Source organism: Desulfatitalea alkaliphila, assembly GCF_022968795.1.
GTDB lineage: Bacteria > Desulfobacterota > Desulfobacteria > Desulfobacterales > Desulfosarcinaceae > Desulfatitalea > Desulfatitalea alkaliphila.
This window is the reverse complement of sequence record NZ_JALJRB010000008.1, coordinates 1-16,231: the sequence shown is the minus strand read 5'-3', so window position 1 is coordinate 16,231 and position 16,231 is coordinate 1. Positions and strand designations below refer to the sequence as shown.

Below are 16,231 nucleotides of genomic sequence, written 5' to 3'. Positions count from 1 at the left end.
AGCACCGCTTGCCGACCGGCGTTTCATCGCTGACCTCTGTTCGCCTACAGTGCGGGGAACAGCGACTGCATTTGCGCCCTCATTGCCGGGCTCAATTGCATGCGCAGCTCGGCATTGTACGAACCCGTCGGCATCGGCCGAATGCTCGGGTCCATAAGAACCTCGCCGTCCGAGCGTGTTTCGTTTTGAGTGACGGGATCGACAAGGTAATTGGTCGTGTTGTCCGCTTGATAAATCCCCTCTGTGTTGACAATCTGCTGCGCCGCGACGGCATACTTGCGTGCGGTCCAGGCGGGCGTTCCCTCCTTGGCGGCCGGATCGACATTGGTCGTCATGATGGAAACGGTATAGTCGCTGTTGAGCTTGATATCAAACATGCGCAGCTGCTGCGGAAAATCACGCAGCGACGAGGTTTCCACCTGCCAGAAGCCATTCTCAGGAAAGTTTTCATCAGGCGATTCAAATGCCTTGACGGTATTGAAATGACGATGACCGGCCATCCACATCAGTAAATTGGGATGGCTGTGCAGTTCTTCAAGCAGTTCGACGAGGGTGGCCGCATTTTGCGGTGCATCGGGATTGGTGGAATTATCGAGCCACTCCATAAAGCTACCGGTTTTCTGGACGCAAATCGGCACGTGCGATGCGATGATCATGAGTTGATGCCGTGCATCACCGTCCGCAAGCTCCGCCTTGAGCCATTGCCAGCGGGCTTCGTCCAGATAACCATGCCCATGGATGGCGGTGGATTGGTCGTCTTCCCGTTGGGTGTTGTCCAGGACGATCACCTTGATGGGGATATCTGCTTTCGGCACGAAGCTGTAACAGGCAAAATCGGGATCCTTGCCGGCGGGGACCAGACCGAAGCCGTGACCGGCCGGCTCGGTGGAGGTGTTGAAAAAGGCTTCAACCCATTCCCTTTTGGTCAATGAATAGCGGTCCCGGTCGGCGACAACCCTGGGCGGCCTGCTGAAGTTTTCGACTTGACCGCAATTTATGATCTCCCCGTTCGGGGTGGCGCCATCAAGGACGCCCATATAGTACCTGGTCTCCCCGGGTTGTTTATAGCTGTATATGTCGTTACCCCTGACGAGGAGATTCGACATGGCAATCACTTCGTTGCTGGTGCAGGAATCCCGCAGGCTCGAATCATTGCCCTCTCGGCCGTCCGGTGGGATCGAGCCCATCCAGAAATGATCGTGATTTCCCATGGTTTGATACCAGGGAATCGACGGATGGAGCCCCGCGGCCTTGAAAGGCCGCTGATAATCGATGCGGTCGGCGCCCACCTGCGCACCGGAAGCGGGGTGGATGATCCGGCCGTCGAACACATCGATATACCATCGCAGCTCGTTGTTCTGAGTGCTGTTGCAGGTGTCTCCCAGAGAGATGCCGAAGTCGATGGGATTGCTTTTGTGCAGGGCGTTCACCGTTTGGATCGCCGCGTCGAGCACATGGGTGGTGTACAGCATGACGGGCGAATAGACCGATGTGACGCCGGCCTCGAACCCATATTGATTCAGCGGTTGCAAATAGATCAACTGCGATGGCGATTCTTTATCCGTGATATGGATGTCGGAAATGGCAAAAAATCTCAGCAGGGTCGCAGGATCATTGCTTCTCGGAGGAGCATAGGACGTCCCCATGATGTCGTCGCGTTGTTCGGCAACCAGCGGTGCGCCATAATTCCAGAAACCATAGCCGTTTTGGTCATAGTCTGAAATCCTGCGGAGATCTTCAGGCGCAATCGCGCCCGATGTCATGCCGGGCTCGATGGTCCTCTCAAGCGTCGTTTGAACATCGGTATCAATCGGATAACTCGGGACCTGGGCCGACCGGTTGCCGTGGCCGCCGCACCCAAGCATCCATGTACTGAAAGAAATACATGCAACACCACCGGCGGTCGCTTTTATAAAGTCACGGCGCGATAAGCCGCTGCCCTGCACGGCATCGCCGCTGTGATTCGAAAAGTGGTTTTTCATTCGTCGCTCCTGCTCAATGATTTGTGCCAAAGTGAAAATCCAATTGCAATTCCATGGGCCATATCCGCTCGCATGCGTGCCTTACCCTTCGGCACAAATATCTGCGGTCAATATCGGCCAGTTGGATATTAACTTGAGCACCGGTGATCAGCACCGATGACGATGGCACGCTCACCGACCTTGAATACAGTGAACCGCCAGGTGCGCCAGGTAGTCGTTTGTTGAACCGGAAAAAGCTGTGAAGCCGGGTAGCCGTCGGGAAGGCCATTGTTCAGGGATTGGAGAGATACCTTCGATCACCGCCCATCAGGATCGCCATGTCCATTTTGGATGGATTGACGCCCCGGGCGGGTCATTCTATGAATTCATCATCGCCGCCTTCATCGAGGATTTCATCAATCAGAGCAGTGTCGCAGTCGCTGTCGAAATCGTCATCCACAAACGAAAAAGGCGCGCCATCCCCCCGGTCTTGGTGATGAATGAAGGGGAAGGGGACGATCTCAGCGTCTTTTCCATCTGCGGCACCGGCATTCGGGAAGCGCCGCTTCAAGATCCATAATGTCGCCAGGCCCACCAATATTTCCAACATCGACCAGGATCCTATTTTTGGAGTTTCGGGCTGGAAATAGTATCGGCGGATCCGCATAAAACCTTTATACCCTTTTTAAAAACCCAGTCGGCCATCCCAGTGCATCGCCGATGGCGAACTCATGATAGGGGACGGCAACTGCCCGTCTGGTGAGTGGCGCCCCGCGCTTCGGGGCGCCCGTCCCACATGGGTCACCTTGAACGATTGGTTTGACTATGCGAACTGTTCGCGCAGTATCCGTTTAAGAATTTTGCCCGTGGGTGTGCGCGGGATTTGATCGGTGAAGACCACCTGCTTCGGGGTTTTGTACTTCGCCAGTTTGTCCCGGCACCAGTCGATGAGGTCTTCCTGCGTGAGGCTTTCCCCCTTTTTGAGCACCACGACGGCCTTGACGGCTTCACCCCACTTTGCGTCCGGAATGCCGATCACGCCGATGTCGGCGATGCTCGGGTGGCCGAGCAGGCACCCCTCCACTTCGGCCGGATAGATGTTCTCGCCGCCGGAGATGATCATGTCCTTTTTGCGGTCCAGGATGTACAAAAACCCGTCGGCGTCCATCCTGGCGATATCACCGGTGTGGAGCCACCCGTCGATGATGGTCTGCGCCGTCGCCGTCGGGTTGTTGTAGTAACCCTTCATGAGGTGGGTGGTGCGCATGAGCAACTCGCCGGGCGCGTCGGGGGCGACCTGCTTGCCGTCCAGGTCCACCACCCGGATGTCGGTGTGGAAGAACGGGGGGCCGCAGGAGCCGGCTTTGCGGATCGCCCATTCCCCATCGATGACCGATGCCGGGCCGGTGCATTCGGTCAAGCCGTAGAGTTGGCGCACCTCCATTCCCTTTTCGGCAAAGGCCTCGATCAGGGGCACCGGCACGGGCGCCGCATAGACCAGGGCCAGTTTGATGGTGGACCAATCGAAGGTTTCGAATTGGGGCACCGAGCGCAGGAACATCAGCACCTGGGGCACCGAGCCGAACCAGGAAACATGCTCGGTCTGAATCAGATTGAGAAATTCGGCCGGTTCGAAGGCGCGCTGAAATATCATTGTCGTACCGAAGTGGGCGCACATGGGCACCGGCGCCAGGGCGCCGATATGAAACAGGGGCAGGGGCATCAGCATGCGGGTGCCGACATCGGTAAGCGTGGCCTTGAGGTCCACCGATGTATGATAATAGCCGTTGTGGGTCAATTCAGCCCCTTTGGGCCGGCCGGTGGTGCCGGAGGTGTAGAGGATCGTCAAGGTGTCGTCATCCCCGCCGATGTGCTCGGGTTCGTCGGTCGGGGCGGCTTCCATGAGCGTTTGGTAGGATTGGGCCCAGGCCGGGGGGTCCTCCATGATGCCGATGAAGCGCTTGGCCGGGATCTGGGTGCGGATGGCTTCGGCCACCGGGACGAACTCCTTGCCGAAGATGAGAAGCTGTGTCCCGCAGTCATTGGCGATGTAGGCCACCTCGGGAGGCGCCAGACGATAATTCATGGGCACCATGACCACACCGATTTTTGCCAGTCCGAAGTAGAGTTCCAGATATTCCGGATCGTTCAAGGCCAGCACCGCCACGCGATCGCCCCGATCGACCCCCATGGCGCGCATGGCGTTGGCAACCCGGTTGGCGCGATCGTTCAACTCCCGATAGGAACGCCGCACATCACCCACCACCAGGGCCTCCAGCTTGGGACTCAGCATAGCCCGCTTGTAGAGCAGATAACCGATGTTGATTTTCATGATCCCAGCTCCTTCTGAAAATGGTTGAATCGTTCTGGACCCTACGTACGCTTATGGCACTTCCGATGTCTCCTGTGTCAAAACCCTTCGAGTTTGGCGATGATATCGCTCATGACTTCACTGGCGCCGGCCCCGATGGAGATCAGCCGGGCATCCCGGAAAAACCGCGACACCCGCATTTCGTTCATGAACCCCATGCCGCCGTGCATTTGCAGACAGCCGTCGGCCACCTGGTTCAGGACCCGCCCGCCCATCAATTTGCCCATGGAAATCTCACGGGTGGCGTCCCGGCCGGCCATCTTCAGGCGCACGATGTGATAGGTGAGCTGCCGCAGACACTCGATCTCGCTGAGCCAGTCCACCAGGCGATGGCGCAGGACCTGCTTCGTGATCAGAGGCTTGCCGAAAACGAGGCGCCCTTTGATATAGGTCACGGTTTCGTTGATCATCTCTTCGGCGCCGATGTAGCAGATGGGCAGGGCCGAAAAGCGCTCATGCTGAAACTGCTTCATTTGGTAAATGAACCCTTCGCCTTCCCGGCCGATGAGGTTTTCGGCCGGAATCCGCAGGTCGTCGAAGTAGATCTCGGCCGTATCGCTGCTGCGCATGCCCAGCTTGTCGAGCTTCTTGCTGATCTTGAATCCGGGAAGATCGGTGGGCACCACGAAGAGGCTGAAGGAGTGATACCCCGGCGCATCGCTGGTGCGGGCCAGGAGCGTCAGAAAGTCGGCCTGGGTGCCGTTGGTGATATAGGTCTTCGACCCGTTGAGCACGTAACTGTCGCCGTCCCGTTTGGCGAACGTCTTGATCGCCGCCACATCCGAGCCGGCATCGGGTTCCGTGACGGCGATGGCGCCCACCATTTCCCCGCGGATGGCCGGGCGCAGATATGTCTGCTTCTGATACTCGCTGCCGAACTCCGCAATCGCCGGGGTCGCCATGTTGGTCTGGACGGCGATGGCCATGGGCACGCCGCCGCAGCGCGCGCGGGCGATCTCCTCGAGCATCACCGTCTCGTACCAGTAGTCCAGGCCTTCTCCGCCGTATTTTTCGTCGTAGCGGATGCCCAGGAAGCCGAGTTCGCCCATCTCCTTGAACAGCGCGTGCAGCGGCGCGGCCCCCTTTTCCTCCCATTCATCGATGAAAGGGTTGATGCGCTTGTTCACGAAATCACGCACCGCCGCGCGCACCTGCTCGTGTTCTTTGCTGAAATACAAATTTTGACTCATGCTGTGTCTCCCTTTTGCTGCCGCGTGAGCCGGGTCCCCGGGGCCGGGCCCGGCGTGGGCGGTCCGGCGAAGCACTGGGCCACCGCCATCCATTTGCGGGCCACATCGCCGATGACCACCAGGGCGGTATCGTCCACGTGGCGCCGCTGGATGACCACCAAGCAAAAATCCACGGCCGGGCCGCTGATGCGTTGGGCCGCGGCCGCATCGCCCCAGGTCCAGATTTCGCCCGAGGGCGCGGTCAGTTCCACGCGCACCGGGGTTTCGGGAATTTGCAGACCCCGGTTGCTGAAGCTCCAGCCGAAGGTGACGACGCCCAGATGGGCGATATGGCGCAACCCCGGGCCGGCGGTGCGTTGGACCCCCAGGACATCATGGATATCCTGACCGTGGGCCCAGGTCTCCATGAGCCGGGCGCCGGCGAACGAGCGTGCGCTCATGGTCGGTCCGTACCACGGCAGGCGCGCCTTGGGGCTCAGGCGCGACAGGGCGTCGACCAGTTGCCCGCGCTCCTGGCGCCACCAGGCGAGCAGCTCGCTGGTGGACATGGCCCGCCCCTTGGCCAGGGTGAATGCAACGGCTTCGTCCATGTTCTTGAAGCGTCCCAGGTCCTCGGCCAGGTGTCGCTGGAATGCGGCGGGATCGGTGGCGGACAGGCGGCCTGTATAGTCGAAGTAAGCCAGGTGGCAAATCTCATCCTTGACCGTCCAGTTGCCGCAGGGCGCCAGGGTTTCCCAATCGGCGGGGGCAAGATCGCTCACCAGGGCATCCAGGCGGTTTTGTTCCCCAGCCAGATCGGCGCATATCGATTTCATCATTGCTCCTTGTTGTCCGGAAAGGCCACCAGGATCGAGGCGGGCATCTCCACCATTTTCGCCCTTAGGTATTCCCCCAGGGTCTTGGCTTGGGGATCGCTGCGCACCGACGCCGCCACGCCGTCGCCCAGCAACCCGCGGATGTAGAAATTGAGCGCGAGCAGGTTGGGCAGCGCATATCGGTCGATGGTAAAAGAAGCGCAATCGGGCAGCAGCGCCTTGAGGCGTTCGGTGGTCAGAAAACTTTGCAGGAACGCGTAGGCTTCCGGCGTTTTGCCCCAGATGCCGAGGTTGGCATTACCGCCTTTGTCGCCGGAGCGCGTGGCAAAGGCCCTCCCCAGAGGCGCCCGGACGGTTTTGCCGCCCGGAACCGCCATGATCTCGGGTTCGCCGGGAGACACCGTAAAGGGTTCGCAGACCACGGCGGCCTCGATCACCTCGGCCGGCCGGCCGTCGATGCAGACCGTTTGATGGATGTGGCGGTTTGCAACCAGCGCAGGCCAATGCACCACCGCCGGCGCCCCGTTGGTGGGCGGCGAAGTCAAGGTGAAGCCGGGAATGCCGGCCAGGGCCATCTCCACCACCTTGGCCGAAAAGCCTTTTCCGACCTTGTCCGCATCCGGGTCCATCACCGTGATGCGCAGATAGGCGAAGGCCTCGTCGTTGCTGCGCGGGTCGCTCTTTTCGGAATGCACGAGCTGCACGTCCACCGTCTGGAACCGCTCGCGGCCGCCCAGGCTGTCGAGCAGGGTTCGGCTGACGATCTCGGCCTTGCGGTCGATGTCCAGACCGGTCAGGACAACCGTCATGGTATTCTTGTACCCGCCCAGGGTGTTGATGCAGACCTTGGTGGTCGCAGGGGGCGGTTCGCCCCGCGTGCCCGTGCCGCGCACCCGGTCAGGCCCCTCCTGGATCAGCGAAAGGGTGTCGAAGCGCACTGCCACGTCGGGCGTCAGGTAGGTGGGGGCGTCGATTTCGTAGAGCAACTGGGCGGTCACCGTGCCGACCGACACCAGTCCGCCGGTACCGGGGTGCTTGGTGATGACAAAGCTGCCGTCGGCATGCATCTCGGCGATGGGAAATCCCACATCGTGGTAGGAAGGCACTTCGTGAATAAAGGAATAGTTGCCGCCCGTCGCCTGGGCGCCGCACTCGATGATGTGCCCGGCGGCATAAGCACCGGCCAACGGGTCCCAGTCGGTGCGCCGCCAGCCGAAGCGCCAGGCGCAGGGGCCGGCCACCAGGGCGGCATCGGCCACGCGGCCGCAGACCACAATGTCCGCTTCCTGCGCCAGGGCCGCGGCGATCCCCCAGGCGCCCAGGTAGGCATTGGCCGAAATAGGAACGGCCCCGGCATCGGCCAGGCGGATGCCCTTGTCCATATGCGTGAAAGGTTCACCCGCCTGCTGGAGCTCCGCCAGCCGCGGCATCAAATCGTCCCCTTCGATATAGGCGATCTTGGGCGAAAGCCCGAGCGCCTCAGCGACGGCTCCCAGCGCACGGGCCAGGGCCGCCGGGTTCAGCCCGCCGGCGTTGGAGACCACGCGTATGCCCTTTTCCAGGCATTTTCCCATGACCTCTTCCATCTGTTTGAGAAAGGTGGGGACGTAACCGCCCTCGGCCGATTTGCGTTTCTTCTGCAGCAGGATCGCCATGGTGAGTTCAGCCAGGTAATCCCCGGTGAGCACATCGATGGGGCCGCCTTGAACCATTTCCCTGGCCGCCGACAGGCGGTCGCCGTAAAAGCCGCTGCAATTGGCGATGATCAGTTTTTCAGGATCGCGCATGCTGCCACCCTCCTTGGTTGCGGTGCCCGATGACGGCCCCGTCGCCGATGACGACGTTGCCGATAACACCGGCCGGCGCGCCGACAAAAGTCCCTTCGCCGATGGACGGGGTGTGGCCTGCGAAACGATACAGCATGGCGATCATTCTCCTTTGAATTGCGGGGCGCGTTTTTCCACAAAAGCGCGGATGCCTTCCCGGGCATCCTGCGTCGCGGCCACCACCGCCAGTTGACTGCCCAGGTAACGCACCGCCTCGGTCAGGGGCATCTGCTCGGCGGCGGCAAAGGCCGTCTTGCCCAGCTTGAGGCCGATGGGGCTCTTGGCGGCAAGTTCAGCGAGCACCTGGTCCACCTCGGCGTCCAAATCGGCATCCGGCACGACCCGGGTGACCAGTCCCATCGAAAGGGCTTGGTCGGCTGTGAGGCGCCGGCCCAGCAAGATCATCTCCATGGCCTTTTTGCGCGGAACATTGCGGAAAATCAGCGCCCCGATCATCATGGGAAACAGCCCGACGTTGACCTCGGGGGTGCCGAATTGGGCCGACGCTTTGGCGATCACGATGTCGCAGGCCAGCATGAAACCGGTGCCGCCGGCCAGACAGTGGCCGTTGACCCGCGCCACGGTGGGCTTGGGAAATTCCGCCAGGCGGCTGATGAGCCGGGCATAGCTGTCGAAGCGGTCGCGTCGGCCTGCCGCGTCGTCCTGCATGCCGCTTCCCAGGTCGGCCCCCGAGCAGAAGGCCTTGTCGCCGGCGCCGGTGATGCAGACCGCGCGCACATCGACATCCGCCAGGGCCTGGTCCAGGGCCGCATGGAACAGTGTCACCGCTTCAAGGGTGATGGCGTTGCGCGTGGCGGCCCGATGGATGGTGATGGTGCCCACATGCCGTTCGACGCGGTAGAGCAAATCCTTTTCCGTCATCAACGGTCTCCTTGATCGTTCGCTGCCGCGTCGGCGGCGGGCGCCGCCACACCATCGGCCGCCGGGGGATCGATATCCACCAACACCTGCCCGGGCGCCACCTTCTGCCCTTCTGCCACGTTGATGCGCCTGACCACGCCCGCGAACGGCGCGGTGAGAAGGGTGTCCATCTTCATGGCCGAGACCACCAGCAGCCCTTGCCCTTTTTCTACCGCCCCGCCCTCGGTCACCAGGATTTGGGTCACCACTGCCGGCATGGGCGGTGTAACCGCCTTGGGGCCGTCGGTCGATCTTGCCCGGGGCCGTGTTCCCGCGGCGCGCTCGTCCGCAAGCAGGAAGGTGCGCCCGTCCACCATCACCGATTTGCCCTCAGGGGTCTCGGCCACGAAGGCCAGGGTCTGGCGGCCGTCCACGCTCAGGCGTATCTGGTGTTCGGAAATGCGCTCGAAAGCCACATCGACCCGCCGATCGCCGAAGGTGGCGCTGAACTTGCCGTCGCCCGCCGGTTCCACTGCAAAGGCGATGATATTCTCTTTGTGTCTCAGTCGGACATCCATGCAGACGGTCCTCCGCTTGCCGGTAAAGGTCGATTTTGGTTACAGTCGCCAGTGCTTCAAGGTATGCCAGGGGCCGGGGCGGGTTTCCGCCGCAACGCGCCCGGCCGGGCGCGCCTTGGGTGCCATGGCGTCCGCCGCATGCGCCAGGGCGGCCAGTTCCAGCGCTTGGCCGTCCGGCGCCCACTCGGCCATATGCGTGGCGATGAAATCGGTATAAGTCTTTCCGGACCGGAACGGTGCCGAGGCGAGCACATCCAGCAAAAAGTCGATGGGTGTCCTCACCCCCAGAACAACATACGATTGCAACGCCCGGATCATGCGCCGGATGGCCAGATCGCGGCTTTCCGCGTGGACCACAAGCTTGGACAGGATGGGATCGTACTCCACCGGTACCTCGAAGCCGGCACAAACGCCGCAGTCGTTGCGGACACCCGGTCCGGCCGGTTCCCGCAGATAGGCGATCCGTCCCGGCGAGGGCATGAAATCCCGCTCGGGATCTTCGGCGTAAATGCGGCATTCGATGGCATGCCCCCGGCCGCATACTTCTTCCTGGGTCAATGAGAGCGGCCGGCCGGCGGCGATTTCGATCTGCCGGCGCACCAAATCCAAGCCGGTGATCATCTCCGTGATGGGGTGCTCCACCTGCAGGCGCGTGTTGACTTCCAGGAAGTAAAAGCGGCCTTCCGGGTCCAGGATGAACTCCACCGTGCCCGCGTTCACGTAACCTGCCGCGCGGGCGGCCGCCACCGCCGCCTGCCCCATGGCGGCGCGCAGCACCGGGTACAGTGCCGAACTGGGGGTCTCTTCGATGATCTTCTGATGCCGGCGCTGGATGGAGCATTCCCGTTCCAGGAGGTGGACGGTGTGGCCCCGGCCGTCAGCCAAGATCTGGATCTCCACATGACGGGATCGGGGAAGAAATTTTTCCAAGTAGATGGTGCCGCTGCCGAAAGCGGCGGCGGCTTCCCGGGAGGCGGCCCGGCAGGCTTCCGCCAGGTCCGCCGGGCGCTCGACGATGCGCATGCCTTTGCCGCCCCCGCCGGCCGAAGCCTTGATCAACAATGGAAAACCGGTCTGCGCGGCAGCGGCCGCCCAGGCGGCGGGGTCATCCGCCGCCTCGAGCATGCCGGGGATAATGGGTACCCCGCCCTTGTGCATGATGCGCCGGGCCGTGATTTTGTCGCCCAGTTGCCGGATCACCCGGGCCGGGGGGCCGATGAAGACGATCCCTTCCCGCTCGCAGCGTTCGGCGAAGTCGGCATTTTCGGCCAGAAAACCGTAGCCCGGATGAACGGCATCGGCGCCGGTCTGTCTCACGGCCGCGATGATGCGGTCCATGTTCAGGTAGCTTTGGGACGGCTCGGCGGGTCCGATGGGCACGGCCTCGTCGGCCGAAAGGGCGTGCGGGGCATGCCGGTCGGCCTCGGAATGGACGGCGACCGCGGCGATGCCCATCTCCCGGCAAGTGCGCATGATCCGCACCGCGATCTCGCCGCGGTTGGCAATCAATATTTTCTTGAACATCAGGTTCCCCATGGGTTGGGTTACATACGGAAAATGCCGTAGCCGTGCACATCGCTGCGAATCGGCGCATTGAGCGCCGCGCCGATACTCAACCCCAGCACGTCGCGGGTCTTGGCCGGATCGATGATGCCGTCATCCCAAAGATTGGCGGTGCTGTAATAGGCGTTGCCCTCCTTGAGGGCGGCCGCCACCACCGGCTCGCGGATGGCGGCGGCTTCCGCTTCGCTCATCGGCGGCTGCCCGGCCCGCGCGCGCTGGTCGTTTTGCAGGGTGACGAGCACATCGGCCGCCTGCCGGCCGCCCATCACCCCGATCTGGTGATTGGGCCAGGTCCATAAGAAGCGGGGACCGTAGGCCCGGCCGCACATGGCGTAGTTGCCGGCGCCGAACGAAGCCCCCACCATCACGGTGAACTTGGGAACGGTGGCCGTGGCCACCGCGTTGACCATTTTGTGGCCGTTTTTGGTGATCCCGCCGCGCTCGTAATCCCGTCCGATGATAAAGCCGGTGATGTTTTGCAGGAAGACCAGGGGGATTTGGCGCTTGTCGCACAACTGGATGAAATGGGTGCCCTTCAAGGCGCTTTCCGAAAAAAGGATGCCGTTGTTGCCCAGAATGCCCACCGGGTAGCCGTGGATGTGGGCGAAACCGCAAATCAAGGTCGGCCCGTACATCTGCTTGAATTCGATGAACTCGCTGCCGTCGACGATCCGGGCGATGACTTCCCGGATGTCGTAGGGTTCGGCGATATCCCCCGGAACGATGCCGTAGATCTCCTTGGGGTCGTAGATCGGCGGCCGGGGCTCCCGGAGGGGGGATAGGGCCTTGGGGCTGTCCGGCAGGTTGGCCACCAGTCGGCGCACGATTTCGATGGCATGGGCGTCGTCTTCGGCGAAGTAATCCGATACGCCCGATTCGGCGCAGTGCACCTCCGCGCCGCCCAATTCGTCCGCCGTGACCTCCTCGCCGGTGGCGGCCTTGACCAGCGGCGGGCCGCCCAGGAAGATCGCGCCGTGGCCCTGCACGTGCACCACCTCGTCGCTCATGGCCGGTATATAGGCGCCGCCGGCCGTGCACAAACCCATGACGGCCGTGATTTGGGCAATCCCCATCTTGCTGATGAGCGCCTGATGGTAGAAGACGCGACCACCGTCATCCACATCCGGGAAAATCTCGGACTGCAACGGCAAAAAGGCGCCCGCCGAATCCAGCAGATTCACCATGGGCAGCCGGTTCTCCATGGCAATGACCTGGCTGCGCAGGGTTTTTTTCACGCTCATGGGAAAGGAGGCGCCCCCCTTGATGCTGGGGTCGTTGACCGATAAGAGCACCTCCTTGCCGGAGACCAGGCCGACCCCGATGATCATGCCGGCCTTGTGCACCTTGCCGTCGTACATCCCTTTGGCGGCCAATGGCCCGATTTCGAGAAAGGGCGTGTTGGGGTCCAGCAGCAGCTCGAGCTTTTTAGGGGTCGGCAGCTTTCCCGCTGCCGTCAGCCGTTTCAAATCCTTGTCCGGGCGATCGTTCAACGCCCGGTCCAATTCCGTGTTCAACTCGGCCACCCGGGCCGCCATGGCCTCGTAGTTTTTTCGATAGGCATCCGATTGGGTGTCGATGCGGGACTCGATCACATGCATGGTGTCGCGGCCTCCTTTGAACGCTTGCATTTAAGCGATAGCCTGTGGCGGGATGAACGCAGCCGGTAGTCAGGGCGCCAGGAACGACGGCCCAGCCATCAGAGTAAGTAATTCAAGGTTGATGCCAACCTGCCCGAAGTTGCTTTTGTTTTGAAATCAAAGACATTGGCGGACGGCGCAGCCGGTTGACAGTTCGGCATGTTTCACTTTATGCTTAACATCACTGAAACATGTGAATCATCTGAATCACAGGTGAAACAGCCTCGAGATATCAGGAGCGGCATCCCATGCCTCCAAGCCCGACGGTCCACCCCAACGTCAATCTCAAGCGCATCCTGGACGATCTGAAGGTCAGCTTCTGGCTTACCGATCTCAACTTCATTCTGCTGGATGTCAACGACACCTTTCTCGAATTCGCCGGCGCCGACCGCGCCAATCTGATCGGCCGGGACATGCGCACCCTGATCAGCGTCGAAGAAATCCAAATGGTGGAACATTATGCCCGGCTGCTCCGGGAGGGCCACCAGTCGGTCCAGTATGAACTCTACATCTACGGACCGGAGAACAGGGAGAAGATACCGATCCTGTTTCACCAGTCCCTCAACACCGACGAAAACGGACGACCGGCCACCGTCAACGTTATCTTGGTGGACATCAGCGAGCAAAAGCGCATGCGCGACGAACTGGAAAAGGAAAAGCGCATGCTCCAAAGCATCCTTTTCGGCATCCGGGATTGCGTCTCGATCTTCGATGAAAACGGGCGCTACATGTTCGGCAGCCCCGAGAGCGCGGCCCTGCACTGCGGCCGCAAATCGCCGCTGCTGCCCTTGGGCGTCAAGGGGCCGGTGGAGTTGACCCTGACCGTGGACGGCCGATTGCGCCAATTCATCGGCGAGATCCGCCCGATCTACGACGCCCGGGGCCGTTTGTTCGCCCAGGCCGAAACCCTCACCGACATCACCGACAACCTGCGCCTGGCCGAAAAGGAGCGGGAGTTGTTTCACTTCAAACGCCAGCAGCGCCGCAACGCATTGCAGACGGGCATGATCGGCGGCGACCGCAAGATGCAGGGCGTCTTCGAGACCATCGTGCGCTGCGCCGAAGTCGATTCGAGCGTTTTGATCAGCGGCGAAACCGGGGTGGGCAAGGAGGTGGCCGCCCGGGCCATTCACGGCCAGAGCCATCGCAAGAACAAACCCTTCGTGGCCGTCAACTGTGGCGCCCTACCGGAAGCACTGCTCGAGTCGGAACTGTTCGGTCATGTCAAAGGCGCCTTCACCGGCGCCATTTCGGACCGGGCCGGCCTTTTCCGGGAAGCCCGGGAGGGCACGCTTTTTCTGGATGAAATCGGAGAGCTGGACATGAGCATGCAGGTCAAGCTGCTCCGGGTGCTGCAGGAACGCAAGGTGCGCCCTGTCGGCTCGGACCGCTTATATCCAGTGGATGTACGCATCCTTTGCGCCACCAATCAGAATCTTGCGGCCCGCATCCAGCAAGGTAAATTCCGGATGGATTTATACTACCGGGTGGCCGTGATCCCCCTGCACATCCCACCACTGCGGGAAAGAACCGAAGACATCCTGAGACTTGCGGGTCATTTCATCGACAAGCATCAGAAAAACGAGCGCCGGCATTTGAAAACCTTCAGCCTGTCCACCCAACAACTCCTGCTGCGCTACCACTGGCCGGGCAACATTCGCGAGCTCGAGAACGCCATCGAGCACGCCCTCGCCATGAGCCGCGAAAGTGAAATCACCCCGGACTGCCTGCCCTTGCAAATTTCCAGTCCGGAAACAGTTGTGCCGGCCGATGCCTGTGAAACCGACCTCGCCACCACCCTCGACGTGCAAAAAAAACGGCGCGAGCAAGAGTACCGGGCCATCACTGCGGCCATCGCCAAACATGACGGCAACCTGGGCGCCGCCGCCGGGGAGTTGGGCATATCCCGGGTGACATTGTGGCGGAGAAGAAAAAAGTACGATCCGTTACAAGCACCGTCGCGCAGGCAAGGACCTTGAATCGATGATCACGACATCGGCCTTGGTTTTCACGGCCTCATCGATCCTGTCCGGAACAATGGCTTTGGTTTTTTCATTCGGCTGGATCTTGAAACACCACCTCCGGGCCACCCTTCTTGCATCCAGTGTGCGGCACCTTCCCAACTTACCAACGCTGCGTTTTTAATATTCTAAACTCCAGCCCGCAGTGCGATGCGTCCGCGTTATCAAAATGGCTGCGGCTGTCAGCGGCTTTCATATGGATTGTGTATCCCTATCGAAAACTCAAGATTGCAAGGCTCCGGCCGATGACAGATTGAATTACCGCTTCATTGCGCCGGGGTTCAGGTGAATCGGGATGACGGCCATCGTTTAGGAAAAAGGTGCAGGGTGAAAACACCAGCACAATTGACCCCATCCGACAAAGAGGGGTGGTATGCTCCAGGATACAACATTGCATGGAGGCGCCGCACTGCAATAATTTACAGGGGCGTTGATTGAAACGAAAGCGTTGTTGTTGACAAGGGTACAAGACCGACATGGCTGGAGTGGCCGTTGATGCGAGGAATTGATAGGAGGCACAGGTGATGGAACTGCCCAGTTGGCAAGAAGTGACCTTTACCGCGGGATATTTCGGCATCCGATATCCCGCGGTGGTCAGGTGTCCGTCATCCGTTTTCCGGAAGTCCAACAACTGTGGTTGAAGGGCGAGATTTGAGGAGGGATTTGATGGCGATGAAGATCAAGGCCGGGGATAAGGTGCGACATCCGGAGAAGCATGATTGGGGGAGCGGCAAGGTCATGCAGATCACTGCTGATGGAAAGGCGAGAATATTTTTTATTAATGCCGGTGATAGATACTTTCTATTGAGCCATGTGGCTTTTGAAAAAATCGAGGGCGAAGAAGCCAAACATCCGATTCTCGACAGTCCATCCTTTTTTGAGCGAGTCGCCGAGAAAGGGCACAGAAGTCTGCCGGATGCCCGGTCGGACTTTCTTAAAAGTTTTCCGGAAGGATTTGAGGATCCCGTTTATCTCCGGGAGGAACGCGATTACAAGGTCGCTGCCAGGGATCTTTTGTTGGAATTACTCAACGAGAAGGCATACCGGGAACTGCTCGAAGGCGGAAAGTTTGATGAAATCGTGCGCCGGGCGCTTAAGGTGGTCAATAAGACCAACCTGATATTTCCCAATGAGAAGATGGACCTCAAGGATGGTCTGAAAACGGCCGACAACATGCGACTATTTTCCGGGCGTTTGTTTGATCTGCTTTACGGCCGCAGCGAATACTTGAAACGGTTTGAGGGCTTCGCCCAATGTCTGACGGAGGTTGTGGCGGCAAAGTGGACCACCATGACTTACTTTCCCTTTTTGGCTTATCCTGAAAAGCACATGTTCCTTAAGCCGAAAGTCACCCAAAACGCCGCCGCCCTCGCCAAGGCCGAGTTGAATTACAAGCCCGAATTGAATT

Annotated in this window: 13 protein-coding genes; 2 read left to right on the top strand and 11 right to left on the bottom strand. The window is 60.6% G+C overall.

Features of this window, described 5'->3' with window-relative positions:
• Nucleotides 1-44: 44 nt before the first annotated feature.
• From MRX98_RS08910 to MRX98_RS08860, 11 genes are all read right to left on the bottom strand, one after another.
• Nucleotides 45-1,982: a TIGR03768 family metallophosphoesterase gene (locus tag MRX98_RS08910; protein WP_246905872.1), complete on the bottom strand. Its 1,938-nt coding sequence runs from the start codon at nt 1,980-1,982 to the stop codon at nt 45-47.
• A gap of 352 nt (nt 1,983-2,334) precedes the next feature.
• Nucleotides 2,335-2,571, bottom strand: a complete 237-nt coding sequence (locus MRX98_RS08905; protein WP_246905869.1) for a hypothetical protein — start codon at nt 2,569-2,571, stop codon at nt 2,335-2,337.
• Nucleotides 2,572-2,784: 213 nt separating this feature from the next.
• Nucleotides 2,785-4,293 (bottom strand): long-chain-fatty-acid--CoA ligase, encoded by a 1,509-nt coding sequence (locus tag MRX98_RS08900; protein WP_246905866.1) that lies wholly within the window; start codon nt 4,291-4,293, stop codon nt 2,785-2,787.
• Between the two features lie 77 nt (nt 4,294-4,370).
• Complete coding sequence (locus MRX98_RS08895) at nt 4,371-5,522, bottom strand: acyl-CoA dehydrogenase family protein (RefSeq protein ID WP_246905863.1); 1,152 nt, start codon at nt 5,520-5,522, stop codon at nt 4,371-4,373.
• Entirely contained in the window at nt 5,519-6,337 is an 819-nt protein-coding gene (locus MRX98_RS08890; protein WP_246905845.1) for a TIGR03084 family metal-binding protein, read from the bottom strand. Before MRX98_RS08890 ends, MRX98_RS08895 begins: the two co-directional genes overlap by 4 nt.
• The gene (locus tag MRX98_RS08885; protein ID WP_246905842.1) at nt 6,337-8,124 is read right to left on the bottom strand and encodes an acyclic terpene utilization AtuA family protein; all 1,788 of its coding nucleotides are present in this window, start codon (nt 8,122-8,124) and stop codon (nt 6,337-6,339) included. Before MRX98_RS08885 ends, MRX98_RS08890 begins: the two co-directional genes overlap by 1 nt.
• The gene (locus tag MRX98_RS08880) at nt 8,111-8,260 is read right to left on the bottom strand and encodes a hypothetical protein (protein WP_246905827.1); all 150 of its coding nucleotides are present in this window, start codon (nt 8,258-8,260) and stop codon (nt 8,111-8,113) included. Before MRX98_RS08880 ends, MRX98_RS08885 begins: the two co-directional genes overlap by 14 nt.
• 5 nt (nt 8,261-8,265) lie before the next feature.
• Nucleotides 8,266-9,045, bottom strand: coding sequence for an enoyl-CoA hydratase/isomerase family protein (locus MRX98_RS08875; protein WP_246905824.1), 780 nt, complete (start codon nt 9,043-9,045; stop codon nt 8,266-8,268).
• On the bottom strand, nt 9,045-9,602 hold the full coding sequence (locus MRX98_RS08870; protein WP_246905821.1) for an acyl-CoA carboxylase biotin carboxyl carrier protein subunit: 558 nt from the start codon (nt 9,600-9,602) through the stop codon (nt 9,045-9,047). Before MRX98_RS08870 ends, MRX98_RS08875 begins: the two co-directional genes overlap by 1 nt.
• 39 nt (nt 9,603-9,641) lie before the next feature.
• Nucleotides 9,642-11,126 (bottom strand): acetyl-CoA carboxylase biotin carboxylase subunit, encoded by a 1,485-nt coding sequence (locus MRX98_RS08865; RefSeq protein WP_246905819.1) that lies wholly within the window; start codon nt 11,124-11,126, stop codon nt 9,642-9,644.
• A 20-nt stretch (nt 11,127-11,146) separates the two neighbouring features.
• A complete protein-coding gene (locus MRX98_RS08860) occupies nt 11,147-12,763 on the bottom strand; it encodes a carboxyl transferase domain-containing protein (RefSeq protein WP_246905816.1) in 1,617 nt (538 codons plus the stop codon).
• Nucleotides 12,764-13,050: 287 nt separating this feature from the next.
• On the opposite strand from MRX98_RS08860, the gene MRX98_RS08855 reads away from it, so the two are divergent.
• Both MRX98_RS08855 and MRX98_RS08850 read left to right on the top strand, forming a co-directional pair.
• Nucleotides 13,051-14,781 (top strand): sigma 54-interacting transcriptional regulator, encoded by a 1,731-nt coding sequence (locus tag MRX98_RS08855; RefSeq protein WP_246905813.1) that lies wholly within the window; start codon nt 13,051-13,053, stop codon nt 14,779-14,781.
• A gap of 708 nt (nt 14,782-15,489) precedes the next feature.
• On the top strand, nt 15,490-16,231 hold a 742-nt coding region (locus tag MRX98_RS08850), incomplete at its 3' end, for a DUF3553 domain-containing protein (RefSeq protein WP_246905802.1).